Annotated in this window: 23 protein-coding genes and 1 tRNA gene; 3 read left to right on the top strand and 21 right to left on the bottom strand. The window is 67.9% G+C overall.

Going from position 1 to position 23,763, the window contains the following annotated elements; genetic code table 11:
- Positions 1 to 25: 25 nt before the first annotated feature.
- Both H5399_RS09055 and H5399_RS09050 read right to left on the bottom strand, forming a co-directional pair.
- Positions 26 to 226: a hypothetical protein gene (locus H5399_RS09055; RefSeq protein WP_182782730.1), complete on the bottom strand. Its 201-nt coding sequence runs from the start codon at positions 224 to 226 to the stop codon at positions 26 to 28.
- Between the two features lie 797 nt (positions 227 to 1,023).
- The gene (locus tag H5399_RS09050; RefSeq protein ID WP_182782729.1) at positions 1,024 to 2,256 is read right to left on the bottom strand and encodes a hypothetical protein; all 1,233 of its coding nucleotides are present in this window, start codon (positions 2,254 to 2,256) and stop codon (positions 1,024 to 1,026) included.
- A gap of 240 nt (positions 2,257 to 2,496) precedes the next feature.
- Here H5399_RS09050 and H5399_RS09045 point away from each other — a divergent pair, with 240 nt between their 5' ends.
- A complete protein-coding gene (locus H5399_RS09045; RefSeq protein ID WP_182782728.1) occupies positions 2,497 to 2,730 on the top strand; it encodes a hypothetical protein in 234 nt (77 codons plus the stop codon).
- 189 nt (positions 2,731 to 2,919) lie between these two features.
- Here H5399_RS09045 and H5399_RS09040 read toward each other — a convergent pair whose 3' ends face one another.
- Together H5399_RS09040 and H5399_RS09035 are read right to left on the bottom strand one after the other, a co-directional pair.
- Complete coding sequence (locus tag H5399_RS09040) at positions 2,920 to 3,264, bottom strand: MBL fold metallo-hydrolase (protein ID WP_182782727.1); 345 nt, start codon at positions 3,262 to 3,264, stop codon at positions 2,920 to 2,922.
- Between the two features lie 285 nt (positions 3,265 to 3,549).
- Positions 3,550 to 4,557 carry a hypothetical protein gene (locus tag H5399_RS09035; RefSeq protein ID WP_182782726.1) on the bottom strand — a complete coding sequence of 336 codons (1,008 nt, stop codon included), beginning with the start codon at positions 4,555 to 4,557 and terminating at the stop codon, positions 3,550 to 3,552.
- Positions 4,558 to 4,676: 119 nt separating this feature from the next.
- Between H5399_RS09035 and H5399_RS18530 the strand changes: the two genes are divergently transcribed.
- On the top strand, positions 4,677 to 4,904 hold the full coding sequence (locus H5399_RS18530; RefSeq protein WP_182782725.1) for a ribbon-helix-helix domain-containing protein: 228 nt from the start codon (positions 4,677 to 4,679) through the stop codon (positions 4,902 to 4,904).
- A 79-nt stretch (positions 4,905 to 4,983) separates the two neighbouring features.
- Here H5399_RS18530 and H5399_RS09025 read toward each other — a convergent pair whose 3' ends face one another.
- The 9 genes from H5399_RS09025 to metH form a co-directional block, all read right to left on the bottom strand.
- The gene (locus H5399_RS09025) at positions 4,984 to 5,262 is read right to left on the bottom strand and encodes a hypothetical protein (protein WP_182782724.1); all 279 of its coding nucleotides are present in this window, start codon (positions 5,260 to 5,262) and stop codon (positions 4,984 to 4,986) included.
- A 1,145-nt stretch (positions 5,263 to 6,407) separates the two neighbouring features.
- Positions 6,408 to 6,481 (bottom strand) — tRNA-Pro (locus H5399_RS09020).
- Positions 6,482 to 6,615: 134 nt separating this feature from the next.
- Positions 6,616 to 7,044, bottom strand: a complete 429-nt coding sequence (locus H5399_RS09015) for an OsmC family peroxiredoxin (protein ID WP_182782723.1) — start codon at positions 7,042 to 7,044, stop codon at positions 6,616 to 6,618.
- A gap of 94 nt (positions 7,045 to 7,138) precedes the next feature.
- Entirely contained in the window at positions 7,139 to 8,503 is a 1,365-nt protein-coding gene (gene der, locus H5399_RS09010) for a ribosome biogenesis GTPase Der (protein WP_182782722.1), read from the bottom strand.
- Between the two features lies 1 nt (position 8,504).
- Positions 8,505 to 9,161, bottom strand: a complete 657-nt coding sequence (gene cmk, locus H5399_RS09005; RefSeq protein ID WP_182782721.1) for a (d)CMP kinase — start codon at positions 9,159 to 9,161, stop codon at positions 8,505 to 8,507.
- A complete protein-coding gene (locus tag H5399_RS09000) occupies positions 9,158 to 10,231 on the bottom strand; it encodes a prephenate dehydrogenase (protein WP_182782720.1) in 1,074 nt (357 codons plus the stop codon). The genes cmk and H5399_RS09000 overlap by 4 nt, the downstream gene beginning before the upstream one ends.
- Positions 10,228 to 11,136: a tRNA (adenine-N1)-methyltransferase gene (locus H5399_RS08995; protein WP_182782719.1), complete on the bottom strand. Its 909-nt coding sequence runs from the start codon at positions 11,134 to 11,136 to the stop codon at positions 10,228 to 10,230. Before H5399_RS08995 ends, H5399_RS09000 begins: the two co-directional genes overlap by 4 nt.
- Entirely contained in the window at positions 11,133 to 11,807 is a 675-nt protein-coding gene (locus tag H5399_RS08990; RefSeq protein ID WP_182782718.1) for an HAD family phosphatase, read from the bottom strand. The genes H5399_RS08995 and H5399_RS08990 overlap by 4 nt, the downstream gene beginning before the upstream one ends.
- Complete coding sequence (gene metH / locus H5399_RS08985; RefSeq protein WP_182782717.1) at positions 11,797 to 15,276, bottom strand: methionine synthase; 3,480 nt, start codon at positions 15,274 to 15,276, stop codon at positions 11,797 to 11,799. The genes H5399_RS08990 and metH overlap by 11 nt, the downstream gene beginning before the upstream one ends.
- A gap of 36 nt (positions 15,277 to 15,312) precedes the next feature.
- Between metH and H5399_RS08980 the strand changes: the two genes are divergently transcribed.
- Positions 15,313 to 16,164, top strand: coding sequence for a proteasome assembly chaperone family protein (locus H5399_RS08980; protein WP_182782716.1), 852 nt, complete (start codon positions 15,313 to 15,315; stop codon positions 16,162 to 16,164).
- A 161-nt stretch (positions 16,165 to 16,325) separates the two neighbouring features.
- Here H5399_RS08980 and rpe read toward each other — a convergent pair whose 3' ends face one another.
- The 8 genes from rpe to mihF form a co-directional block, all read right to left on the bottom strand.
- Positions 16,326 to 16,979 carry a ribulose-phosphate 3-epimerase gene (rpe, locus tag H5399_RS08975; protein ID WP_182782715.1) on the bottom strand — a complete coding sequence of 218 codons (654 nt, stop codon included), beginning with the start codon at positions 16,977 to 16,979 and terminating at the stop codon, positions 16,326 to 16,328.
- A gap of 21 nt (positions 16,980 to 17,000) precedes the next feature.
- Positions 17,001 to 18,305 carry an RsmB/NOP family class I SAM-dependent RNA methyltransferase gene (locus H5399_RS08970; RefSeq protein ID WP_370585727.1) on the bottom strand — a complete coding sequence of 435 codons (1,305 nt, stop codon included), beginning with the start codon at positions 18,303 to 18,305 and terminating at the stop codon, positions 17,001 to 17,003.
- Complete coding sequence (fmt, locus tag H5399_RS08965; protein ID WP_182782714.1) at positions 18,302 to 19,216, bottom strand: methionyl-tRNA formyltransferase; 915 nt, start codon at positions 19,214 to 19,216, stop codon at positions 18,302 to 18,304. The genes H5399_RS08970 and fmt overlap by 4 nt, the downstream gene beginning before the upstream one ends.
- Positions 19,213 to 21,147 carry a hypothetical protein gene (locus H5399_RS08960; protein ID WP_182782713.1) on the bottom strand — a complete coding sequence of 645 codons (1,935 nt, stop codon included), beginning with the start codon at positions 21,145 to 21,147 and terminating at the stop codon, positions 19,213 to 19,215. The genes fmt and H5399_RS08960 overlap by 4 nt, the downstream gene beginning before the upstream one ends.
- A gap of 2 nt (positions 21,148 to 21,149) precedes the next feature.
- Positions 21,150 to 22,337 carry a methionine adenosyltransferase gene (gene metK, locus H5399_RS08955; protein WP_182782712.1) on the bottom strand — a complete coding sequence of 396 codons (1,188 nt, stop codon included), beginning with the start codon at positions 22,335 to 22,337 and terminating at the stop codon, positions 21,150 to 21,152.
- Positions 22,338 to 22,424: 87 nt separating this feature from the next.
- Positions 22,425 to 22,778 carry a DNA-directed RNA polymerase subunit omega gene (gene rpoZ, locus H5399_RS08950; protein ID WP_220489309.1) on the bottom strand — a complete coding sequence of 118 codons (354 nt, stop codon included), beginning with the start codon at positions 22,776 to 22,778 and terminating at the stop codon, positions 22,425 to 22,427.
- A gap of 29 nt (positions 22,779 to 22,807) precedes the next feature.
- Positions 22,808 to 23,365 carry a guanylate kinase gene (gmk, locus tag H5399_RS08945; RefSeq protein WP_182782711.1) on the bottom strand — a complete coding sequence of 186 codons (558 nt, stop codon included), beginning with the start codon at positions 23,363 to 23,365 and terminating at the stop codon, positions 22,808 to 22,810.
- A 26-nt stretch (positions 23,366 to 23,391) separates the two neighbouring features.
- The gene (mihF, locus tag H5399_RS08940) at positions 23,392 to 23,703 is read right to left on the bottom strand and encodes an integration host factor, actinobacterial type (RefSeq protein ID WP_182782710.1); all 312 of its coding nucleotides are present in this window, start codon (positions 23,701 to 23,703) and stop codon (positions 23,392 to 23,394) included.
- Between the last annotated feature and the right edge of the window lie 60 nt (positions 23,704 to 23,763).

Raw genomic sequence — 23,763 nt, 5'->3', positions numbered from 1 at the left:
AGTTGCGGATGTTTCGAGGGTGCCGCTAAAGGCCTCGGAAGATGCCGTCAGCGTCTGCGTAGTCGGCGAAGTCGCTGAAGTCCATGTTCGCTATGGAGAGATTCGCGGTGATCGGCTCGATCTCTTGCGGGATGGCACGGAAGGTGCGCCCGACTTCCTCGCCGAACTCGTGCAGGTCCAGGAACGAAATCGTGCCGTCTCTCGTTGTCTGTCCTGACTTCCACAACTAGGCCCAGATTTAGTGCCCCGCCAAGGAGTCGCAAATGAGCCAGGGCTGCTCGCACCTGGATCAGGACGAGCCGCCGAGGCCTTCCGTTGACCACCACGCCGCTGGTGTCGCGCCCAGCCGCTGGCGCCGTTCCGTGCCTCGGCGGACCGACGGTTGTCCGCAGGGCCACTTCGGGGCTGAGAGGGCCCTCTGAAGGCCAGGCGTACCGACCGACAGGGGCGAGACACACCTGGCTCATGGGGCTCCGCCGCGGCGCCAACAGCGTCGGAGAGGTCCACCGACGTGCCTTGGTGTGCACGCTCTGCCCCACCCTGCCCCGCGAATTAGTGCCCCGATTCTCAACGAGAAGCTCTCGTGACTAGGGCATCTGCTCGCGCCCGCGGCGATCAAAGGAGGGTGTTGTGGAAGTCAGGTCTGTTCCTCGGCTACTGCGACGGCGCTCAGGTAACCCTCGCGCGGGAGCTGGACAATGTCGTTGGGCGTGAGAGCGCTGAGCTCGGGTGCCTCCACGGGCGTCAGCAGGGCACCATTGCGCCAATCGTCACCGGGGTAGATGGAGGTTGCGCCCTCCAGCGCGCTGCGCCAGGCATCCCACGCAGACTGAGAGGCCCCATCCCCCCGATTCTGCAGGCAGCCTCTGGCCACGACCAACGGACAACGTCAGAGCACCTCAATGCCGCAACAGGCTGCCGCTCACAGCGCGGGATAACCCATCCTCTTGCGCGGCTCGCTGGCACAGTCCATACACCGTGGGTGAGCCTCCGAAATTGGCCGGCGCAGTGAAGCAGAACCGCTCATGACAGCAGTGGATTCTTCGGTTGCACCCCCACCCCACCGGCGTCGAGGCGCCTGGGCTTCGTCCGAGAAGGTGATCGAACCATGGCCACTCGGCCTCTCTCGATTGGCTCATCTGATGGTACGAAGCCGAGACTGAGTAGAGGCGAGATCAGCGCAATGTTGGCGCGAACCGACAATCGCATACCATGTTGATCTGCAAACAGGCAAACATCGCCGAGGGACTCCAGTGTCAACGAGTCTCCCAGCGCATCGCTCCACGTGTCGTCCTTCCGGTCCGTCGTTCTTTCGCCCGCAAGTACCTGCTCCAGCTCCCAATCGCTGCGACTACCGGCTCGGTGGAGACTCGTGACGGCCCAACGACCTCCGGGACGCTCGAGGTACGCAACAAATGTCGATTCGTTGGCATAAAGACTCCGGAAACGCCGCTTGAGATTCCAGGCATTGAACCAGAAAACCAGCAGAAGCCCAGCACCAAAGATCAAGGCGGCGCCGACAATGCCCTTCAGGTACAGCATGGTTAGAGCCAACATGGACATGCCAAAGGCCGCGAGCAGTTTGTCTCGAAGCACCGGGCTTGAACGCTCCGGCATGTCTAGACGAAATCCCTCTAAGAGAATAGATTCAACAGTCTGATCCCAGGTGTTGGAGATCTTGCTTCTTCCTTTTGAGGCTTTGCGCACCTTGGCGTTGGCACGGGCCCTAGAGGGTAGGTTATAGTCGGCAATCCGCGCTTCCAGTATATGGGAGAATCCGCCCAGACGAATCATTCCCACGTATACAATGGAGAACGGCACGCCCGCACGGGCAACCTTGAAGGAAAACTGGGACTTCGGTCCTTCGTCTGTGCAACTCACGTAGATATCATGGCCACACCTCCGACAAGCCCCGATGCCCACGTGTCCCTGTTGAATAGAAACCACTGTGAAACGACCGCAGTAGAGGCACGGGATGGCCTTAACATCGGGGTATCGCCATGGATGTAATCTCCAGTGCCACGGTGGCCGATCTCGGTGATCGGTCAGAGTCCCGGAGGCAGCGGCGGTCATGGCAGTGGTAGAGACGTTGTGCTGAAGAGATGATTTGAGGCCGAGGACCGCGAAGGCAATAGCGGAAAGCCCGAACACGGCTAGGACCGCCTGAGCGATGCTCGCATATTGACTGGCAACCGCCAACGGAAACTTACTGAGTGCCCATGCGCCGCTCATTGCCGCGAGCGCAAAGAAGAGCAATGTCCACATGGAAATTGGTCACTCGGGGCGCGTCGACCACAGCGAGGAGCGTCCGGGCCCTGAGGGCAGGCCTAATCAGGGGGTGCGCCGAGTTGGCCGCGGATCCCTTTTCCAGACGTGATCACGCGGGGTGTCAGTGTGCCCCCGAGGTCGATCCGACGCCAGCTGCTTGGGATTCACCGGTCTGGTGCCCTCCAGATAGGCCGTGAGTTGTCAGCGATGCCGCGTACCGTCCCTCGCATGACCATGAAGCGATCCGATTTCGGGTCTCTCGGCGACCGTGTCGGACGGACGCCGAGAATGCTCGACGATCAGAGGGTGCGCCACGTCTGGCTCGACAGCACGGTCCCCGCTCTGGTGGTTGACCGACGCAAGACCCTCGGCCTGTGGGAAGGGCTGGTGGTGCGGGTCGAGGACGGGCAACTCCTGGTGGGCTGGGTCAGCGGAGACAGGATCTCCACCACCGAAGCGTAAACGGCACGCACCCTCGCCCTGGTCCCTACTCGTACTGCTCCCATCTAGAGGGCCCGAAGTGTGCACGTCTCCTCGGCGTCGGGGGTTGGATCGACATCCTGACGGAAGACGCGAAGCCGGCGTTCCGCAGCCTCGACCTGGGTGTGGCGGGTGTGGGCAGCGCGGCCCGGCCAAGGTTGGTGCTTCTCCTCACAGGCATGTCAGGAACCGAAACGCGAGAGTGTGCCTGTCGGGCTTGTCCGTCCGGCCGGCAGTCATGTCTCCGCTCCGGACCATCTCGGCATCTTGGCGATGAATCGCAATGGGGGCATGGTGAGTACCGCGAAGATGTGCACAGTTGCCCGCATGATCGACATCGCCGTGGGTCAGGACGATGAGGCGCAGATTGTCAGGCCCGCAACCTGCTGCAGCAAGTTCGGCGTCAAGCTTGCCCCGCTTGTTCGGGAAGCTCGTGTCGACGAGAACGAAGCCGCCCTCAACATCAATGAGATAGCAGTTCACGCCAAAGTCGATCCTGCGGACTCTGCCGACCATGCTGTCCCCCCCGGTCCCGGCGTGACGCACATTCCGGACCCGCGACACCCACGCTACGCCTCACAGGCCCGGAAGACCGAGACGAGACCGGACCCACAGCCGCCCTTGACAAGACGGGAGCCAGATCCGTGCGAGCGTATCCGCCCTCAGCGCGGCATGACCGGATGTATCTCTAGCGATGGGGACCGTCTCGCTCGAGTGAGGGCGAGAGGCCTTGGTAGCGGCCGGCCCTCGCCGGGTCCGTTCATGACGACGCCGGACGCCCTGAACTGAATGTATGTGGCACTACACAGGCAGGTCGAGGCACAGCTCAGCCACAGCCACAACCCGGTCGTAGTCCATACCCGCAACGAAGGGCGGCACATGCATGGCAGGTACCCAGTGGCCCTCGCGCTTTGGGTCTCTTTGATAGCCAAACTGAGACCACCAGGCCCAAACGGCCTCCTTGTCCTGCGGTGCGGTCTCACCGACGCGAACGACGTGCCCGCCTGCGCGGGAAATGAGAGCCGCACCAGCGCCATCCCATAGGCTCGATGGAGTCAGTTGGACGACGACGTTGTCGGCATTCTGAATCACCTTCCTAGTGACGGGTGCTCCAGCGGTATTGAACACCGCGGGACCGGGCATTTCCGGCGTGGCTGGCCAGCGCTCGCGAATCCGGAGGCGCAGGGCAGCAAAGCGCTCCCACCATTGTGGCTTGTATCCACCGACCAGAACGACGGGCCTATGCGTGACCTCAAAAATCTCGCCCGAGTAGCTAATCCAGTCGTCGTCGTAGGTATCTTGCTCCATCCGATCTACCATGTCGACCGCAACGTAGTCCAGTCCCTCCTCAGCCATGGTTGTTCCACCCTCGGCGTCCATGACTCCGACGAAACGGGCGGCACACTGCGGCTCTTGGCCCGAACTGCCTGTGAACTCCTGGATCACGGTGACATGGCCCCAAGCCCCGGGGAGACTCCAAGCTTGCGCAGATCCATCCACTGCATCGAGATAAGCGAGGTAGCGGTAGTCCTTGGTTCGTAGCAGGAGATTGGTTAGTGTCGCCTCCTCGCCCAAGACCTGGATGCCCTTTACCAGTCGCCTGAGTCCCGAGTCGGCTAGCTGATGAACGGCCTGATCCACCTTCTTGGCTGGGTCTCCCATGTGATCGGGTGGGCTCGTCATCCAGACGGTGTCGTCCATCTCCATTCGGCTCGCCATCAGGATCTCACGCCGTGCTTCGAACCAAAGGTCCCCGAACAGTGGCGCCAAGCGGTGGGACCAGGTGCGCGTGAGGTCCAGGTCTGACACGAGATCTCCTTGCGGGTTGTAGCACCTGCCGTATGTGCTACAGTAGGGGCTGTCATGAGGACGGCGCGGGGTCTGGCTTGCCCGATTCGTCCTCTCGTCATTTCCGATGAGGATATCCCATGCCCAACAGTGATCCACTCAAGGTTCGCAACGTATCCGTCCGCCTTCCGGATGATGCATTCGAGACGCTGGCCTCAGTCGCACGCGTAGACGGTGTAACGATGGGGGAAGTGATCAGACAGGCGCTGGCTCAATATGCGGTCACGAGGAGAAGCGCAGAAGACTGGCCCGAGAAGGTGCGCGCACTTCAGCGCCAGCTTGAGGCTGTCCTGCCACCACCTCAGTAATTGATGCGCGACTGACGCGCGTTCAACAACCTACCGTGGCAGACTTCAGGGCTGTATGGGCGCCGGCGAAGATGTGCGCTCAATCGTTTGGAATCGCGCCAAAGGGCCTCAGATTGCGTCTGCGGGCCCCAAGGCGCGGCAAACCGTCGAGAGCCGCACCCCAAAAGACGGCGGCGATGGTCAGCCGGTGGTCGAGGCAACGAGCCGGGTCTTCGAGAAGTGACATCAGGTAGTCGCGGACGGCTTCCCAGCCGCGCTCGCGGTAGAACGACTCGTTCGTCTCACACCTCGAAGGTTCCTCGGAATCGTCGAGATCGACATCGGCATCAGCGAGAATCGCTTCGACCCGGGCAGCCATAGAGCACGTGCCCGTCTCCGTTCATACCGCACAATCCTGCTAGATCCTGCCGTGGGAGGCTGTTGCCGAAGCGCAACAGGGCCCCCGGGTCGGTCGGTGATCGCCGCCGGTGACGAGCCGCGCACGACGGCCAGGACGTCAGCCACCTCACTGGATCTGCCCATCTGCTGAAGGTCGCAGATGCCTCATCAGCCGGGCGCACGACTTTGGGCACCTGCGGACGACCGCACAGCGGACCGGTACTTCCCACCCCCATGGCCGGAGTCGAGGCCGGGACCGTTGATCGACTCTCGACGGCGAGAGATATATCAGAGCCGACCTCGGGCCCAGTGCGTGGGCCAGTTGATATCCAAGCCCGCTGGGGTGCCCCGAGATCGTTCGCCGGTGCTGCAGTGCAGCCGACAGAAGGACCTCGATGTCGACGGTCTGTGGGTGTGGACGACAGTCGGAAGTCAGTCTCGGACCTCGCGCTGGAAACCACCTAGCCCGGTCCCAACCGCCGAAAGCCACTCGAGTGGGGAGTTGCCCAGCCGTGGTCGGTGGGCGTTGGCGCTGCAACTGACAGCGGACCTTCGAGGTTCATCCGGACGCAGCGGGGACGCTCTCGGCATACCCGCTCAACCGTAGAGGGCATTTCATAGTTGCCCGATAGTTGCCCAAGTTGAAACGAAGAAGCCGCCCCGACTGGTGTTTTACCTAGTCAAAGCGGCTTTCGCGCTGGCTCCCCGGACTGGACTCGAACTACACGCGGACGCCGCCTTCTCACCGTTTCGCACAAGTCGCTTCCTGGGCAGGCGAGGTAACGGATCCTGCTGGCAGAAGCCTGCAGCATTCGCTCGAGGCGACGATCGCCGAGCTGGGACTCCTCAGCTCGGACGATGTGAACAAGGTCAGCTGTGGAAGAAGTGAGGTTGGAGCTGGGGGCGACACAGCCATTCCCAACGCCGGCTCGGGCAGCTCGTTGCCCATGTTGAGTCGCACTCCGAACGAGTTCTTGTCGGCCCTGCGCGACTCGAGGCGGTGGCGTCTAGCTATGACCACTCACGGCCGCTTCAATTTGACGCCGGAGTCGCATCTGGCACGTATCTGGCACGTGACCCGATTTGTGGCCTCTGAATGCGGTCCTGACAAGGCCAGAAACCTCGTCGGGCTGACAGGATTTGAACCTGCGACCCCTTGACCCCCAGTCAAGTGCGCTACCAAGCTGCGCTACAGCCCGCCGTCGCCATCTCTGGCAACTCGCACAGCTTAGCGACTTAGCCCGGACTTGGCACATCGACCCATCCTGTCAGTTCCGACGCGACGGGCAGGCGTCAAGGATGACGACTGCCCGATCGCGTCCAGGAGCCCAGCTCACTCCTCGAAACTGGCGTCCATCGTGATCTCGACACCGGCCAGCGCCTGGGATACGGGGCATTCGGCCTTGGCCGTCCCCGCGAAGGCGAGGAACTCGTCCGCGGTCAACCCGGGCACCCGGCCGACGACCGTGAGGTGGCTCCCGGTGATGCCCGTCCCCGGAACGAACGTGACGTCGGCCTTCGTATCCAGGGAGGCCGGGGGCGTGTCATTCTTGGCCAGGATGTTCGACAGCGCCATCGAGAAGCACGTGGCGTGCGCGGCCGCAATGAGCTCCTCCGGATTGGTAGCCCCTTGCCCGGACTCCGCGCGAGCGCCCCATGCCACGTCGAACGTCGCGAGGCCGGAGGTCACCAATTCGACCTGTCCCGAGCCTTCGAAGAGGCTGCCTTCCCAATGTGTCTGTGCGGTGCTGGTGGTTGCCATGATGGATCTCCTACTGTCGGCCCCGAGGGGTCAGTTGCTCTGACCTCCACCCAACCACACCGTCGGCCTCCTCGGGAAGAGCCACCAAAGACGATCAGACGCGGTCCTTGCGCTTCTCCCGCGCCCGGACCTCAACCTGCACGGGTGACCCGACGAAGCCGAAGTCCTCGCGCAGCCGGCGCTCGACGAAGCGCTTGTACTGCTCGTCCATGAGCCCGCTCGTGAACAGCACGAACATGGGCGGGCAGTTGTGCGCCTGCGTGCCGAAGAGAATGCGCGGCTGCTTGCCGCCCCGCACCGGGTGCGGGTGTGCCGCGGCGAGTCGGCCGAGGAAGGCGTTCAGCTTGCCGGTGGAGATTCTGGTCTCCCACCCTGCCGCAGCGGCCTCGATGGCCTTACTGAGCTTGTCGACGTTGCGGCCGGTCAGCGCCGAGATGTTCACGGTGGGCGCCCAGCGCCAACCCGTCAGGTCGCGGTCGATCTCACGCTCCAGATACTTGCGCCGCTCCTCGTCGGTGAGATCCCACTTATTGAACGCAATGACCATCGCGCGCCCCGCATCCTCGATGGAGTTGAGGATGCGCAGGTCCTGGTCCGTGAGCGGCTCGGAGGCGTCGATCACCATGATGCAGACCTCGGCGCGCTCGATCGCCGCCTGTGTGCGGAGGCTGGCGTAGTACTCGTGCCCGCTGGCCTCCTTGACGCGGCGGCGGATGCCGGCGGTGTCGATCAGCCGATACACCTGTCCACCCACCTCGACGATCTCGTCGACGGGGTCCACGGTGGTGCCGGAGATGTCCGAGACCACGACCCGCTGCTGGTCGGCCAGCTTGTTCAGCAGCGACGACTTGCCCACGTTGGGCTTCCCGACGATGGCCACGCGACGCGGCCCAGCCTCCTCGACCTCTGCCTCCCGTGGCGCCTCAGGCAGCGCGGCGAGGAGCGCATCGAGGAGATCACCGGAGCCGCGACCGTGCATGGCGGAGACGGGGTACGGCTCCCCCAGCCCCAGGTTCCACATCGTGGCGGCCATCACCTCGTGGCGTTGATCGTCGACCTTGTTGGCGGCCAGGACGACGGGCTTGTTTGATCGGCGCAGGACGCGGACCACGGCCTCGTCCTCGTCGAGGGTGCCGACGTGGGCGTCCACGACGAACAGCACGGCGTCCGCCAGTGAGATGGCCAGTTCTGCCTGCTCCGCGATCTGCGCTGCCATGCCCTGGGCGTCGGAGAGCCAACCACCCGTGTCCACGAGCACGAACTCGCGGCCGTTCCAGTTGGCGTCGTAGGACACGCGGTCTCGCGTGACGCCGGGTTGATCCTGCACCACCGCCTCGCGGCGGCCAAGGATGCGGTTGACCAGCATCGACTTGCCGACGTTGGGCCGCCCGACGACGGCAACGATCGGCTTGCGCAGCTCGCTCACAGTGGCTCCTTGGTCTTGGTGCGGACTCTCCATCCTACTGGGAGCGGACAAGCGCGACGATTCGCTCAACCACCTCGTCGGGGCTGAGCCACGTGGAGTCGATCACCGTGACCCCCTCGGCGGCCTCGGTGAAGTTTGCCACCGTCGAGTCGTCGCGATCCCGACGCAACACTTGGTCCGTCACCTCGTCCGCGGTGGCGAGGTCCGCCACCTCGGCCGCGCGGCGCGCCACCCGTGCCGCCGGGTCCGCAACGAGGAGCACCCTCACATCGGCGTCCGGTGCGACGACGGTGGTGATGTCGCGGCCCTCGACCACCATCCGACCGCCGTGCTCATCGATGATGCGGCGCATCATGGAGGTCAGCAGACGCCGGACCTCGAGGTTCGTGGCGATCCGGGACACGGCCGCCGAGATCCGGGGCTCCCGGATCTCAAGAGTCACATCCGTCCCGTCGATGACGAACGCTGGCGCATCGGGAGAGGTCCGCACCACAAGGTCGCAGCCCGCCACCAGTGCCGCCGCCGCCTCGTCCGAGGCGCCGTCAGGGTAGCGGCGCAGATACTCGGTGGTGGCCGCGCGGTACATGGCGCCGGTGTCCAGGTAGCCGAGCCCCAGACGGCCGGCCAGGAGCTTCGCGGTGGTGGACTTCCCCGACCCGCTGGGCCCGTCGATCGCGATCAGCAAGCTCATTGAACGCCTCCCCTTCCGGCCCAGCCGGTCCACCCGCGGGCCACGATGTCTGCCCGCAACTGCTCCGCCATCTCGCGCTCCACCGAGATCGACAGGTAGCCCACCTCGCGGACCGGGTCGTGCGTGAGCTCGAAGTCTTCCACGTTGAACCCGGCCTCGCCGATATCGGTGAACAGCCGACCCAGCGCTCGGGGCTCGTCCGGGATCTCGACCGTGACCGACACCGTGTCCAGCGGGTCGTGGCCGTGCTTGCCCACCAGCGAGTGGGCGCCCGCCTGGCCCATCGCCAGGAACCGCTCGAGCTCCTCCGGCTGGTCCAGGACGCCGATGAGGTGGCTGAGATCCTGTGCCACCTCGCTCAGCTCGTGCCTCACCGCCCCCGCGTTCGCGGTCAGGATCTGGCGCCAGAGAGCCGGGTCCGAGCCGGCGATGCGCGTGACGTCACGGATCCCCTGCCCCGCCAGCCTCAGATTGCCCGCCGGCACCTCCCTCAGATGGCTGGCCGTCAGGATGCTCATCAGGTGCGGAACGTGGCTGACCTGCGCCACCGCCTCATCGTGCTCCGCCGGGGGCATCGTCACCACCAGCGCGCCCACATCCCGGGCCAACTGCTCGACAGCAACCACATCCTCCGGGGCGTTCCCCTCGACGGGGGTCACCACCCAGGTGCGGTCGCGGAACAGGTCCCCCGACGCCGTGAGCGGACCGGTGAACTGCGAGCCGGCCATCGGATGCGAACCGACGTAACGGCGGTGTTCGGGCACCAGCGTGGCGACGGCGGCGAGGATGGGCGCCTTCACGGACCCGACGTCGGTCACCACGGCGTCAGGGAACTTGCCGAGGACCTCAGCCACCAGGGCGGGGATCACGGCGGGCGGGGTGGCCACCACCACGATGTCCGGGTTGTCCGTGGACTCGTCGCTGATGCGACCGGCGCCGAGCCCGGCGGCCACCAGGGAATGCGAGGAGACGATGTCCCACAGCATCACGTCGTAGCCGGCACGGGTCAGCGCCAGGCCCAGCGACGACCCCACCAGGCCGGCGCCCAGGATCAGCACCCGCCGCGTCATGCCCTGCCGCCGAGCTCGGCGGGGATGTTCGCCGGCCGGGGGCCCTGATAGTCGGGTCCGTAGGCACCGGGGGCGGGGCGCCGCTTGCGCATCGGCGCCGCGACCCCGGGCGCCAACCGTCGGGAGGTGATGAGGAAGCCGGTATGCCCCGAGGTGCCGTGGCCCGGCCTGATGGCGAGGCCCTCGGCGTGCCAGTCCCGCACCGTGGTCTCGGTGGCGTGCGGCTCGGTGAATCCCCCGTGGGCCCGGAACGTGTCGGCCACCTTGCCGAGCTGGGTGGCTGTCGCCACGTAGCAGGTGAGCACCCCGCCGGCGACGAGGCGCTCCCCCACGGCGTCGATGCACTCCCACGGCGCCAGCATGTCCAGCACCGCACGGTCGATGGGCTCGTCGTCGATGGCCTCCACGAGGTCCCCGACGGTCAGCCGCCAGGCGGGGTGCGGCCCCCCGAGGAAGGCCTCGACGTTGCCGCGGGCCACGTCGGCGAACTGCTGGCGGCGCTCGTAGGAGTGCAGCGAACCCTCAGGCCCGATGGCGCGCAGCAGCGCGATCGACAACGCGCCCGACCCGACGCCTGCCTCCAGGACGCGGGCGCCCGGGTAGATGTCGGTCCACATGAGGATCTGCGCGGCGTCCTTGGGATAGATGACGGCGGCGTCCCGCGGCATCGAGACCATGAACTCACTCATCAGCGGCCGGAACGCCAGATACTGCTGCCCCCCGGCGGAGGTCACCGTGACGCCCTCAGGTCCGCCGATCAGCTCGTCGTGGCTGACGGCACCCTTGGTGGTGTGCCAGACCCCGCCGTCCTTCAGGAGGATCGACTTGCGGCGGCCCTTGCCGTCGGTGAGAGTGACCCGGTCCCCCGCCTTGAGCGGGCCTGTGTTCACGCCGGAAAGGTTCATCTGACTTCCTTCAACTCACGCCACACGCTGGCCAGCTCCGGCCACGTGGTGGTGGTCAGCCCGCGGGAGGAGACATGCATGCGGGGATGCGGCGGCAGGTCCACCATCGACGGGACAGCGTAGACCACCGCACCCGCGGCCAGCGCGGCGGTGGTCCCGGGGACGGAGTCCTCCAGGGCCACAGCATCCTCGGCGGCCACGCCCAACCTGGAGGCCGCCGTCAGGTAGCCCTCGGGGTGCGGTTTCGCCCGCGACACCTCGTCGACGGTCACGATGACCTCCACGTTGCCGGGCAGCCGCTCGCGGGCCGCCTCCAGGATGATGCGGTCGCTGGCGGTGACGATGGCGCACGGCACGCCCGCGTCGGCCAGCTCGGCCATCAGCTCCCGCGCCCCGGCCATCCACGGCAGGTCGTGGGCGCGGATGTGGGCGGCGATGCGCTCATGGAGCTCCTGCCACACCGAGGCCGCCTCCTCCGGGATTCCCATGTCGTCGGCCATCATCTGCGCGGTGATCATGGCGTGCTGCCCGTGGCAGGCCAGCATCATGTCCTCACCCCACTCGACGCCGTACCCGGCCAGCATCTCGCGCTCTGTGGCGGCCCACAGCGGCTCGGTGTCCACCAGGGTGCCGTCGAAGTCCCAGAGGACCGCCTTCGGCTCAGCCTGCATTGAAGTACTTCGCCTCGGGGTGGTGCACGACGATGGCGTCGGTGGACTGCTCGGGGTGCAGCTGAAGCTCCTCGCTCAGCTCCACGCCGATGCGCGACGGATCGAGCAGCGCCACCAACTTCGCGCGGTCCTCGAGATCCGGGCAGGCGGGGTAGCCGAATGAGTAGCGCGACCCGCGGTACGCCTGGTCCCGGATGGCGGCGGTGATGTCGGGGCTGGCGGCGAAGCCGAGGTCCTCGCGGATGCGGCTGTGCCACAGCTCTGCCAGCGCCTCGGTGAGTTGCACGGAGAGTCCGTGCAGTTCCAGGTAGTCACGGTAGGCGTTGGCCTCGAAGATTCGTTGCGTTGCCTTGGCGACCTCCGCCCCCATGGTGACCAGCTGCATCGCCAGGACGTCCGGGCCGTGGGCGGCGGCCTCCTCCTCGTCGCGGAAGAAGTCCGCCAGGCACAGCCGCTTGTCGCGGCGCTGCCGCGGGAACGTGAACCGTGCCACCTCGCGTGCCGGATCCTCCGGCGACCCGACGATCAGCGTCTCCCCAGCCGAGTGCACCGGGAAGTAGCCGTAGACCACTCCGAAGTTGGCGAGGTTGTCGGTCTTGATCCGGTCCAGCCACATCCGCAGCTGCGGCATGGCCTCGGTCTCGACGAGCTCCTCGTAGGAGGCGCCGTCGCGCAGCGGCTTGAGCCCCCATTGCCCCAGGAACGTGGCCCGGTGGTCCAGCCAGGCTGCCACCTCGGCCAGGGCGATGCCCTTCACCACGCGGGTGCCCCAGAACGGGGGCGTGGGCACGTCGACGCCACGGGCGACCTCCGAGCGGACCCCCAGCTCCGGCTCCACGACCTCCACCAGGGAGGTCTTGGCGTAGCGGCGCTTCCGCGGCGCGGGCAGCGCCGCACCCGGAATGCCCTGTTTGACGGCCATCACGGCGTCCATCAGCGCCAGGCCCTCGAAGGCGTCCTTGGCGTAGCGCACCTCGCCGTCGAACATGTCGCCGAGGTCGTGCTCGACGAAGGTCCTGGTCAGCGCCGCGCCGCCGAGGAGCACCGGGTACTTCTCCGCCAGACCGAGGCGGTTGAGCTCGGCGAGGTTGTCCTTCATCACCAGCGTGGACTTCACCAGGAGCCCGGACATGCCGATCGCGTCCGCCCCGTGCTGCTGGGCGGCCTCGACGATGGCCTGGATGGGCTGCTTGATGCCGATGTTGATCACCGTGTAGCCGTTGTTGCTGACGATGATGTCGACGAGATTCTTGCCGATGTCGTGCACGTCGCCGCGGACCGTCGCCAGCACCAGGGTGCCCTTCCCGGCATCGTCGTCGGCCTTCTCCATGTGGGGCTCGAGATAGGCCACCGACTGCTTCATCACCTCGGCGGACTGCAGCACGAACGGGAGCTGCATCTGGCCGGACCCGAACAGCTCCCCCACCACCTTCATGCCCGCCAGGAGGTCCTCGTTGATGATGTCCAGCGCGGCCTTGCCCTGGAGGGCCTCATCCAGGTCCGCGGCGAGGCCCTTGCCCTCACCATCGATGATGCGGCGCTGCAGCCGCTCGGCCAGCGGGAGCGCGGCCAGCTCGGCGGCACGCGAAGCCCGCACCGAGGCCGCTGTCACGCCCTCGAACAGGTCCAGAAACTTCGTCAGAGGATCGTAGTCACCGTCCCGGCGGTCGTAAACGAGGTCCAGCGCGACCAGGCGCTGCTCCTCAGGGATGCGGTCCATGGGGATGATCTTGGCGCTGTGAACGATGGCCGAGTCCAGGCCGGCGACGACGCACTCGTGCAGGAACACCGAGTTGAGCACCATGCGCGCCGCTGGGTTGAGGCCGAAGGACACGTTGGACACGCCCAAGGTGGTGCGTACCCCGGGATAGCGGCGTTTGAGCTCGGAGATGGCCTCGATGGTCTCAATGCCGTCGCGCCTGGTCTCCTCCTGGCCCGTGGCGATGGGGAACGTGAGGCAGTCGACGAGGATGTCGCCGACGTCCATCCCCCAGTTGCCCACCAGGTCGTCGATGAGGCGGGACGCCACCCGCACCTTCCACTCGGCCGTGCGCGCCTGGCCCTCCTCGTCGATGGTGAGCGCCACCACGGCGGCACCGTGTTCGCGCACCATCGGCATGATGCGCCCGAATCGCGATTCCGGCCCGTCCCCGTCCTCGTAGTTGACCGAGTTGATGATGCTGCGGCCCGCCAGCCGCTCCAACCCGGCCTGGAGGACGGGCGGCTCGGTGGAGTCGAGGACGACCGGAAGGGTCACCGAGGTGGAGAGCCGGGCGGCGAGCACCGCCATGTCGGCGGCACCGTCGCGCCCCACGTAGTCCACGCACAGGTCCAGCACGTGGGCCCCGTCACGGGCCTGCGCCTTCGCGATGTCCACACACTCGTCCCAGTTCTCCGCCAGCATGGCGTCGCGGAACGCCTTGGAGCCGTTGGCGTTGGTGCGCTCCCCGATGCTGAGGTAGCTCGCGTCCTGCGCGAACGGCACCTCGATGTACAGCGACGACGCCGCCCGCTCGGTCTCCGGGTGCCTGGGCACCACCTCGCGGCCGGCGTAACGCTCAGCCAGCAGCCGGATGTGCTCGGGCGTGGTGCCGCAGCAGCCCCCGATCATGGCAAGGCCGAACTCCTCGACGTAGGCCCCGAGTGCGTCGGCCAACCCGTCGGGGCCGAGGGGGTAACGGGCGCCGTCGGCGGTCAACTCCGGGAGCCCGGCGTTGGGCATGGCTCCGATGGCGATGCCGGCGCGCCGCGACAGATGCCTGAGGTGCTCGCTCATCTCCGCCGGGCCGGTGGCACAGTTGAGGCCGATGCAGTCCACGCCCAACGCCTCGAGAGTGGTCAGCGCAGCGCCGATCTCCGAGCCGAGCAGCATGGTGCCGGTGGTCTCGACGGTGACGTTGATCAGGATCGGCAGCTCCACCCCCATCCGCTCGCGCGCGCGCTTGGCGGCGATGACGGCCGCCTTGGCCTGAAGCAGGTCCTGGCAGGTCTCAATCTGCACCGCGTCGATGCCGCCGCGGATCATCGCCTCCACCTGCCGCTGGTAGGCGTCCCGGATGTCGGCAAACGCGATGTGGCCCAGCGTAGGCAGCTTGGTGCCCGGGCCCATGGAGCCGAGCACGAAGCGGGGCCACTCGTCGGTGCTGAACTCGTCCGCGACACCGCGCGCGATCCTGGCCGCAGCCTCAGCCAACTCCTCGAGGCGGTCCACGATGTCGTACTCGGCCAGCGCCGCCAGGTTGGTGCCGAACGAGTTGGTCTCCACCGCGTCCGCGCCGGCCTCGAAGTAGGCGCGGTGCACGGAGGCCACCACATCCGGGCGGGTCACGGACAGGATCTCGTTGCAGCCCTCAAGCCCCAGGAAGTCCTCATCGACGGACAGCTCGCCGAAGGACTGCAGCATGGTCCCCATCGCCCCATCGGAGACGAGGACGCGACGGTTCAACAGGTCAGAGAGGGTTTTCGACACCCGCACAGGCTACCTGCCCCACTGTAGGGTGGAACAATGCAGTTCACGCCGCTGGAGCGTCTTCGGGAGCCAGCCGTCGTCATCGCCTTCTCGGGCTGGAACGACGCGGGCAATGCCGCCAGCGACCTGATGCGCCACCTCATCGACGCCTACCCCGGCACGGACGCGGGCATCATCGACGACGAGCGGTACTACGACTTCCAACACACCCGTCCACTCCTGCAACGCGCGGTGGACGGACCATGGGTGGAGTGGCCCGCGGTGCGGATCCGGGTAGTCCATCACCCCGAGCGCGACATCGTGGTCATGCTGGGTCCCGAGCCCAACCTGCTGTGGCGCACGTTCGCCGCCGAGCTGATCGGGCGGATCAAGCAGATCGAGCCGGAGATCGTCCTGTTCCTCGGCGCGATGCTGAGCGACACCCCCCACTCGCGCCCGCTCCCGGTGGGGCTCTACACCTCGGATCCGATGGTGGAGCGCACCTTCCACATGCAGAACAACGACTACACGGGACCAACCGGGATGATCGGAGTGGCGAGCCAGCTGATGATCCACGAGCGGATTCCCGCGGCGTCCCTGTGGGTCTCGGTGCCGCACTACGTGTCCACACCACCCAACCCCAAGGCCCAGGACGCACTGCTGACCGAGTTGGAGGGCGTCCTCAAGATCTCCGTGGACCACAAGAGCATCCCCGAGGAGGCGGTGCGCTGGTCCTCTGCCGTGGATCAGCTGAGCCAGCAGGACCCGGACATCGCCGAGTACATCGAGCAGCTCGAGGAGGCCCGGGACCAGGAGGAGGTCAAGGAGGCCACCGGCGACACGATCGCGGCCGAGCTGGAGAAGTTCCTCCGACGCCAGATCGAGGACGAGGAGTCCGACGGAGGCTAGGGAACCACTGATCAATCATGTCCTGGCTGCGGCGCACCGGATCGGGCGATCTGACACCCCTCCATCTGGATATGGACGTCAAGTACACGCACCAGATGTCGGGGCGCCATATCATCCCGCCCGGCACGTCCTCGCCGAGAACAGCATTGATCAGTGCTTCCTTAGTGTGCGCAGGCCGCCACAGCGGCCTCGCGCAGCTCGCGCACCATGACGTCGGGATCCGGCGCGCTGTAGACCGCGGACCCGGCGACGAACGTGTCCGCCCCGGCCTCCGCGCAGCGCCCGATAGTCTCGGCGCTGACGCCCCCGTCGACCTGCAGCCAGATGGGTCGATCCCCGATGAGCGCCCGGGTCCGGCGGATCTTGGGCAGCACCACGTCCAGGAACTTCTGTCCCCCGAAGCCAGGCTCCACCGTCATGAGCAGGACCATGTCCACCTCGCCGAGGATGTCGGCGTAGCCCTCGATGGCGGTCGCGGGCTTGAGCGCCATCGAGGCGCGGGCTCCGAGCCGGCGCAGCTCCCGGGCCAAGCGGATGGGCGCCCCTGCGGCCTCGATGTGGAACGTCACGGACTCCGCGCCCGCCTCGGCGTAAGCCGGCGCCCACCGGTCCGGATCCTGGATCATGAGGTGGATGTCCAGCATCTGTCCAGTGACCTTGCGCAGCGCCTCCACCACCGGCAGGCCGATGGTGAGGTTGGGCACGAAGTGGTTGTCCATGACGTCGACGTGGATCATGTCCGCGCCGGGGATCCGGCCGATTTCGACGGCCAGGTTCGCGAAGTCCGCGTTGAGGATGCTGGGCGTGATACGCATGCCCGACAGCCTATCTTCCGGTCAGCCGCGCAGGAGCGCGAGGTACATCGCGTCGGTGCCGTGCCGGTGCGGCCACAGCTGCACGTCCTCGCCCAGCTCGCAATCCGGCACGCCCGGCAGTGAGTCAGCCGCCCTGAGGCGGCGCACGTGGGGGCGTTCCCGCAGCACGTCGTCGACCACCTCGACCGTCTCCGCGCGGTGGGGGGAACACGTGACGTAGGCCACCACCCCACCGGGCACGACGGAGTCCAGCGCGTGCCGCAGCAGCGAGCGCTGAAGCTCGCCCAGGGCAGTGACGTCCTCGGGGCGACGGCGCCAGCGCGATTCCGGGCGGCGCCGCAGCGCTCCCAGTCCGCTGCACGGCACGTCCACCATCACGCGGGCAAACGATCTGCCCCACGCGGGGGCGGTGCCGTCCGCGGCGATGGTGACGTGCCCGGTCGGATAGGCAGACAGCGCCTGGCGCACCAGGCGGGCCCGGTGCTCCTGCGCCTCGCTCGCCAGCAGCCACTCCCCCGCCTCCACGGCCAGCCCAGCCAGCAGTGCGGCCTTGCCGCCCGGGCCGGCGCAGGTGTCCAGCCACGGCCCGACGGGGGCGTCGGTGAGGGCCAGAGCCCACGCCACCAGCTGGGAGCCCTCGTCCTGCACCCCGGCGCGACCCTCGCGGACCGCGGCCTGGTCCGCCGGCGCTCCCTGGGCCACGGCACCGAACGGCGAATATCTGGTGGGCGTGGCGCCGTCCAGCTCCGCGGGGCTGGCGAGCCCCGGCCGCACCACCAGCGTGGGCCTGGGGTTCACGTTGTTGGCCGCGAGGGCCTCCGGCAAATCCTCGGGGGGCAGGAGGTCGGCATAAGCCTCGACGATCCACCGCGGATGGTGGCCCGTGATGGCCAGTGTCCCGATCTCGTCGGCATCGGCGGACAGCTGCGCGGTCCATTCGTCCAGGCTCCTTGCGGAGATTTTGCGCAGCACCGCGTTGACCACTCCCGTCACGCGCTGCCCCACGGTGGAGCGGGCCAGGTCAACGGTGGCCCCGACGGCGGCGTAGCGCTTGATGCCCATCGACAGCACCTGGTGGGCGCCCAGCCTGAGCAGGTCCACCACGGCCGGTTGAAGCGAGGACAGCGGCCGCCCTGCGGCGGCCTCGATGATGGCGTCGTAGGTGCCCATCAGCCGGCAGGTGCCGGCCACGAGTTCCGTGACAAGGGCGGCATCGCGTGAGTCAAGGCCGGCCACAGCGAGCCGCTTGGCCAGGGCGAGGTTGGCGTAGGCGTCCTCGCCGGTGACCTGGCGCAGGACATCGAACGCGACGCGACGGGCGCTCACGCGAGCACCGTGGACTCGACGCCGCCGCGCGCCCAGTCCGCCGCCGGGATCCGGCGCTTCCCGGGGGCCTGGACCTCCAGGAGTTCCAGCGCCACCGAGCCGGTGCCGACGAGGACCCGTCGTTTCGTGGCGGAGAGCTCTCCCGGGCCCAGGGAGGGGGCGTCCGGCGCGGGCGCGGACCGGTACACCTTGAACCGCTGACCGTCCAGCTCGCACCACGCTCCGGGGTCCGGCGAACAGCCCAGGATGAGGCGGTGGATCTCCCTGGCCGGGCGGCTCCAGTCGATCCGCGCCTCCTCGACGCTGATCTTGCGCGCGATGGTGACCCCGTCGGTGAGCTGCGGCGTGGGGGCGAGCCCCGCCTGGACGAGGTCCATGGCGGTGACCAGCTGGCGGGCGCCGGTCTCTGCGAGGAGCGCCAGGACCTCTCCGGCGGTTCCCTCGGGCATCGGCAGCGACTCCATGAGGTACACGTCCCCCGCATCGAGCTCCTTGACGATCCGGAAGCAGGTGGTCCCGATCTCATCGTCGCCGGCCATGATGGCCCGCTGCACCGGGGCGGCGCCGCGCCAGCGCGGAAGCAGCGAGAAGTGCAGGTTGACCCAGCCGTGGAGGGGGATCTCGAGCGCCGACTGCGGCAGCAGCGCACCGTAGGCCACCACCGCGCAGGCGTCCGGCGCGATCGCCCGGAGGCGGGCCTGGAAGTCCTCGTCGCGCGGATGGGTGGGCTTCAACACCTCGATGCCCAGCTCTGCGGCCCGAGAGGCCACCGGTGAGGCGCTCATCCGGCGCCCGCGACCCGACGGCGCATCCGGGCGCGTCACCACCGCCACCACGTCGTGATCCGACGCCACCAGTGCGTCCAACGACGCGACCGCCACCTCGGGGGTCCCCGCGAACACGAGCCTCATCTGTCCTCCAACGTCTCAGGGTCGACATGTATGCCGAGCAGGCCACGCTCCTTGCGCGCCGAGCGGATCGCCGCCGCGCTCTTCACCCGGACGGTGAGGTCCCTCGCCCGCTCGACGGGGACCCTCAGGAGCGCCGCCCACCTCTCAGGCCCCACCTCTGTGGGACCGAGGATATCGACTCCCTCCCAGTCGTCGTTGTCCAGGAACTCACGCACGCCTTCAGGCTCCCCGACGATCCGGGCCAGCTTGACCGCCGGGCTCAGCCCCGCCTCGGCACGGTCCTCGAGCTCACGGGACGCGAAACCCGCCAGATCTGCCCGCACCATCGCCTGCACAGCGGGGTGCGGCGAGGGGCCGACGATGAGGACCGATCCGCCCTCGCGAGGGCCCCGGACAAGGGCGGCCGCGTTCGCCCATCGCCGCACCGACTCCTCCGAGGCGCGAAGCTCCGCCCGGTTGAGCGCAACCTCGGCGTCCAGGATCAGCACACCCGCGTAGCCGGTGGGAGCGATCGGCTCGGCCCCCGGCGTCGACACCACGATGGCGGGCTCGTCCGGGGCCTCGTCGCGGATCCGATCGGCCGAGCTGTTGAGCGCCAACACGCCGGGAAAGGCCCGGGCCAGTTCCTCGGCAGTCCTCGCGGCCCCGGGCAGCGGGGTGCGGAGAGCCGACGTGTGGCAGTGGGGACAGGACCAGCGGACGGGCGTATGCCCGCACAGCGCACACTCCGGCACGCCTCGCCGCCGCTCCCGCATCGGCCCCCCGCACTTGTCGCAGACGGCGCGGTTGAAGCAGCGGGCACAGCTCAGCGCCCCGGCGTAGCCGCTCATCGGCACCTGCACGAGCACGGGCCCCTGCGCGAGATGGTCGCGGAGGAAGCGGAAGGCCACGGACGGGATCCTCAGCCGGGCCGCCGACGGGTCGCGCTCCCGGTCCTCCTCGGCCACCACCCGCACAGGCGTGGAGACGCGCCGCGCCTGCGCCGGGGGCAACGAGAGCTCCCGCAGCCAGCCCCGTTCCACAAGTGCCTGCGCGTCGGTGGAGCGGCCGTGACCGGCGATCAGCAGGGCGGGCCCCTGACGGGCGGAGCGGACGACGGCGACGGCCCGGGTGTGCGGATGGGGGGCCCGAGGCTCGGCGTGGGCGTCGTTGCCGTCGTCGACCACCACCAGCAGGCCGAGGTCACGCATGGGCGCGTAGACGGCGCTGCGGGTGCCTACCATGATGCGCGCCTCCCCCCTGGAGGCTGCCAGGAAGGCGCGATACCGGGCGGATCGCCCACTCTCCGCGGCGAGCGTGCCGACGGAGCCGTGCCCGAACACCGTGCGCAGGCGGGCTGCCGCCACCGCGAGTTCGCGCATGGTGGGGACCACCACCAGTGCCGAACGGCCGGAGCGCAGGGTGGCGTCGACGGCCTCCGTCACCCCACCGACCAGGTCTCCCACCCCGCCGAAGACGGCCGCCACCTGCCACAGCACCCTCGGCGAGCGGCCCTCCGCGAGCGCCTCCAGCAGGGCCTGTCCGTCGGGGTACCCGGGCAGCACCGTGGCCTGCTCCAATGGCTTGGGCTCGGACCAGGCGCGCTGGGGGGCCTTCTCGGTGGCGGCGTGGCGCGGGGGGATGGCCAGCCGTGCCGCGTCAGGCCAGGTGCCCGCGTAGTGGTCCGCGACGGCGCGGATCAGCCCGTAGACCTCGGGCGTCACGATGGGCTCGGAGGACACCACTTTGCCCAGCTTCGCCAGCGCGGACACCTCGGACTTGTCGGCCAACTCGATGAGCCATCCGTCCCGGGTGGTGCCCGCGAAGGGCACCTTCACCCGCGACCCGGGCACGGCCGCCTCCGCGAGCGCCTCGGGCACCTCGTAGTCGAAGAGCCGGTCCAGGTGGGCCAGCGGCACGTCGACGGCGACCCGCGCCACCCGCGGGGGCATGGTCAGCCCTTGACGGCTGCGGCCAGGGCCGCTGCGCGGTCCGTGCGCTCCCACGTGGCGGTGGGGAGTTCGCGCCCGAAGTGGCCGTAGACGGTGACGTTGCTGTAGATGGGGCGCAACAGGTCCAGGTCCCGCACGATCGCGCCGGGGCGAAGGTCGAAGGTGGCCAGCACCGCGTCGCGGATCTGCTCCTCGGGCACTACGGAGGTGCCGAAGGTGTCCAGGTAGAAGCCGACGGGGTGAGCGGTGCCGATCGCGTAGGCGACCTGCACCTCACAACGCCCGGCCAGCCCCGCGGCCACCACGTTCTTGGCCACCCAGCGCATGGCGTAGGAGGCCGATCGGTCCACCTTGGAGGGGTCCTTGCCGGAGAAGGCGCCGCCGCCGTGACGGGCCATGCCGCCGTAGGTGTCGACGATGATCTTGCGCCCTGTCAGGCCAGCGTCGCCCATGGGGCCACCGATGACGAACTTGCCGGTGGGGTTGACCAGAACCCGCCGCGGGGCGTGGAAGCCGTAGCGCTGCAGCACCGGCTCGATCACCTCGCGGGTGATGTCCGGCTGGATGCGCTCGAGGCTGACGTCCGCGCTGTGCTGGGAGGAGACCACCACTGTGTCGATGCCCACCGGGCGGCCGTCGTCGCCGTACTCGACGGTGACCTGCGTCTTGCCGTCCGGGCGCAGGTAGTCCAGCACGCCAGTCTTGCGGACCTCGGTGAGCCGCTCGGCGAGGCGATGGGCCAGATCGATGGGCAGCGGCATCAGGGTGGGGGTCTCTGTGCAGGCGAAGCCGAACATCAGCCCCTGGTCGCCGGCTCCCTGGAGGCTGATCAGGTCCTGCTCGGCTCCGGTGCGGTGCTCGAAGGCGTCGTCGACGCCCTGGGCGATATCTGGCGACTGCGCCCCGATGGCCACGCTCACCCCGCAGGAGGCGCCGTCGAACCCCTTGCGCGAAGAGTCGTAGCCGATGTCCAGGATCCGTTGCCGGGCCAGGCCCGCCACGTCCACGTAGCCGGTGGTGGAGACCTCGCCGGCCAGCACGACGAGTCCGGTGGTGACGAGGGTCTCCACAGCGACGCGGGCGACGGGATCCTGCTCGAGCAACGCGTCGAGGACGGCGTCGGAGATGGAGTCCGCGATCTTGTCGGGATGACCCTCGGTCACCGATTCGGAGGTGAACAGACGGCTCATGAAAGAGCACTCCTAGCGCGGCGACAAGCCGCATCGTGGGGTTGTCAACGGCGGCAACAAGCCGCCCCCTGGAGGTGGGACGTTCGGTCAGGACGCGGAGTCGGGCTCCGGCGCGGTGTCGGCGAAGGGATCCACGAACGAGAACGCCGGATCCGCCTCTGCGGTGCGGGCGGCCTCAGCCTCGGCCTCGGGGTCGATCTGGGTGAACTGCAGCATGCCCTCGTTCATCTCACGCAGGGCGATGGACAGCGGCTTCTCCTCCGGCGCGGCGGCGACCATGGGGCCGACATTCTCGAGCAGGCCCTCGCCGAGCTGCGAGTAGTAGGCGTTGATCTGCCGGGCGCGCTTGGCCGCGAACAGGACGAGCCGGTACTTGGAGTCGATATTCTCCAGCAGCGAATCGATCGGCGGATAGGTGATGCCTTCTGGCTGACTGTTCAAGGTGTTCCTTCTGAAAGAGTGCGGCCCGATCACAGGCCCATCAAGCTTACCAAAGCCGCCACGGTTTCCTCGATCTCGGTGTTTTCGATCACGACATCGGCCTCCGCCTGGGCCTCCAGCTCCAGTTTGGCTGTGTTCAGCCTACGCTCCTGCGCCGCCTCGTCCTCGGTGCCGCGCCCGCGCAGCCGGGATACCAGCTCGTCCCAGGTGGGCGGGGTGAGGAACACAAGCCGGGCCGACGGGAGGTTTCGTTTGACCTGGCGGGCGCCTTGGAGGTCGATCTCCAGGACGACGGGGCGGCCGGCCGCGACGGCCTCGACCACCGGTCGGCGGGGAGTCCCGTAGTAGTGCGTGCCGTGAACCACGGCCCACTCCAGAAGCTCGCCCGCCTCGATCAGCCGCCGGAACTCGTCCTCGTCGACGAAGTGGTAGCTGACGCCGTCGGTCTCGCCTGCTCTGGGTGGGCGCGTGGTCAGGGACACCGAGTAGAACAGGTCCGGGTGCAGGGCCCGCAGCCGGGCGCACACCGTGCCCTTGCCGACCGCGCTCGGGCCGGAGATCACCCAGACATTCGCAGCGCCACTCACCCGCCCGAGCTTAGGGCAGCCGAGCGTTACTTGAACAACTCGTTGAGGCGGTCCACCTGGTGCCGGCCGAGGCCGCGGATGCGGCGGTTGGGAGCGATCTGGAGGTTCTCCATGATTTCCGAGGCGCGGGTGATTCCCACTCGGGGCATGGCGCGGAGCAGGTCCACCACCTTGATGCGGGAGAGCGTGTCGTCACCCACCGCCTTGTTCAGGGCCTCTGTGAAGGAGACCGTGCCGGTCTTCACCTGCTCCTTCAGCTCGGCGCGTGCACGCCTGGCCTGGGTGGCCGCCTCTCGGGCAGCTTCGAGCTGAGCACTGCTCAATTGAGGAATCGCCATCGGAAGTCCCCTTCACGTCAATGACCTTGACAACCCCAGTTTGGGGCCCTCCGTGAAATG

The organism is Tessaracoccus sp. MC1627, from assembly GCF_014164725.1.
Taxonomy (GTDB): domain Bacteria; phylum Actinomycetota; class Actinomycetes; order Propionibacteriales; family Propionibacteriaceae; genus Arachnia.
Note: the sequence above shows the minus strand (reverse complement) of the source record. Positions and strands in the feature narration are given on the sequence as shown.

Excerpts from the sequence above, each read along its gene's own strand:
- cmk (WP_182782721.1), bottom strand. The coding sequence starts at position 9,161 with ATGAGCTTGCTGATCGCGATCGACGGGCCCAGCGGGTCGGGGAAGTCC.
- H5399_RS09000 (WP_182782720.1), bottom strand. The coding sequence starts at position 10,231 with ATGACGCGGCGGGTGCTGATCCTGGGCGCCGGCCTGGTGGGGTCGTCG.
- H5399_RS09045 (WP_182782728.1), top strand. The coding sequence starts at position 2,497 with ATGACCATGAAGCGATCCGATTTCGGGTCTCTCGGCGACCGTGTCGGA.
- fmt (WP_182782714.1), bottom strand. The coding sequence starts at position 19,216 with ATGAGGCTCGTGTTCGCGGGGACCCCCGAGGTGGCGGTCGCGTCGTTG.
- mihF (WP_182782710.1), bottom strand. The coding sequence starts at position 23,703 with ATGGCGATTCCTCAATTGAGCAGTGCTCAGCTCGAAGCTGCCCGAGAG.
- H5399_RS09025 (WP_182782724.1), bottom strand. The coding sequence starts at position 5,262 with ATGGCTGCCCGGGTCGAAGCGATTCTCGCTGATGCCGATGTCGATCTC.
- H5399_RS08960 (WP_182782713.1), bottom strand. The coding sequence starts at position 21,147 with ATGCCCCCGCGGGTGGCGCGGGTCGCCGTCGACGTGCCGCTGGCCCAC.
- rpe (WP_182782715.1), bottom strand. The coding sequence starts at position 16,979 with ATGCGTATCACGCCCAGCATCCTCAACGCGGACTTCGCGAACCTGGCC.
- H5399_RS09015 (WP_182782723.1), bottom strand. The coding sequence starts at position 7,044 with ATGGCAACCACCAGCACCGCACAGACACATTGGGAAGGCAGCCTCTTC.
- H5399_RS09040 (WP_182782727.1), bottom strand. The coding sequence starts at position 3,264 with ATGGTCGGCAGAGTCCGCAGGATCGACTTTGGCGTGAACTGCTATCTC.
- H5399_RS08995 (WP_182782719.1), bottom strand. The coding sequence starts at position 11,136 with ATGAACCTTTCCGGCGTGAACACAGGCCCGCTCAAGGCGGGGGACCGG.
- H5399_RS08990 (WP_182782718.1), bottom strand. The coding sequence starts at position 11,807 with ATGCAGGCTGAGCCGAAGGCGGTCCTCTGGGACTTCGACGGCACCCTG.
- metK (WP_182782712.1), bottom strand. The coding sequence starts at position 22,337 with ATGAGCCGTCTGTTCACCTCCGAATCGGTGACCGAGGGTCATCCCGAC.
- H5399_RS08980 (WP_182782716.1), top strand. The coding sequence starts at position 15,313 with ATGCAGTTCACGCCGCTGGAGCGTCTTCGGGAGCCAGCCGTCGTCATC.
- der (WP_182782722.1), bottom strand. The coding sequence starts at position 8,503 with ATGGAGAGTCCGCACCAAGACCAAGGAGCCACTGTGAGCGAGCTGCGC.
- H5399_RS18530 (WP_182782725.1), top strand. The coding sequence starts at position 4,677 with ATGCCCAACAGTGATCCACTCAAGGTTCGCAACGTATCCGTCCGCCTT.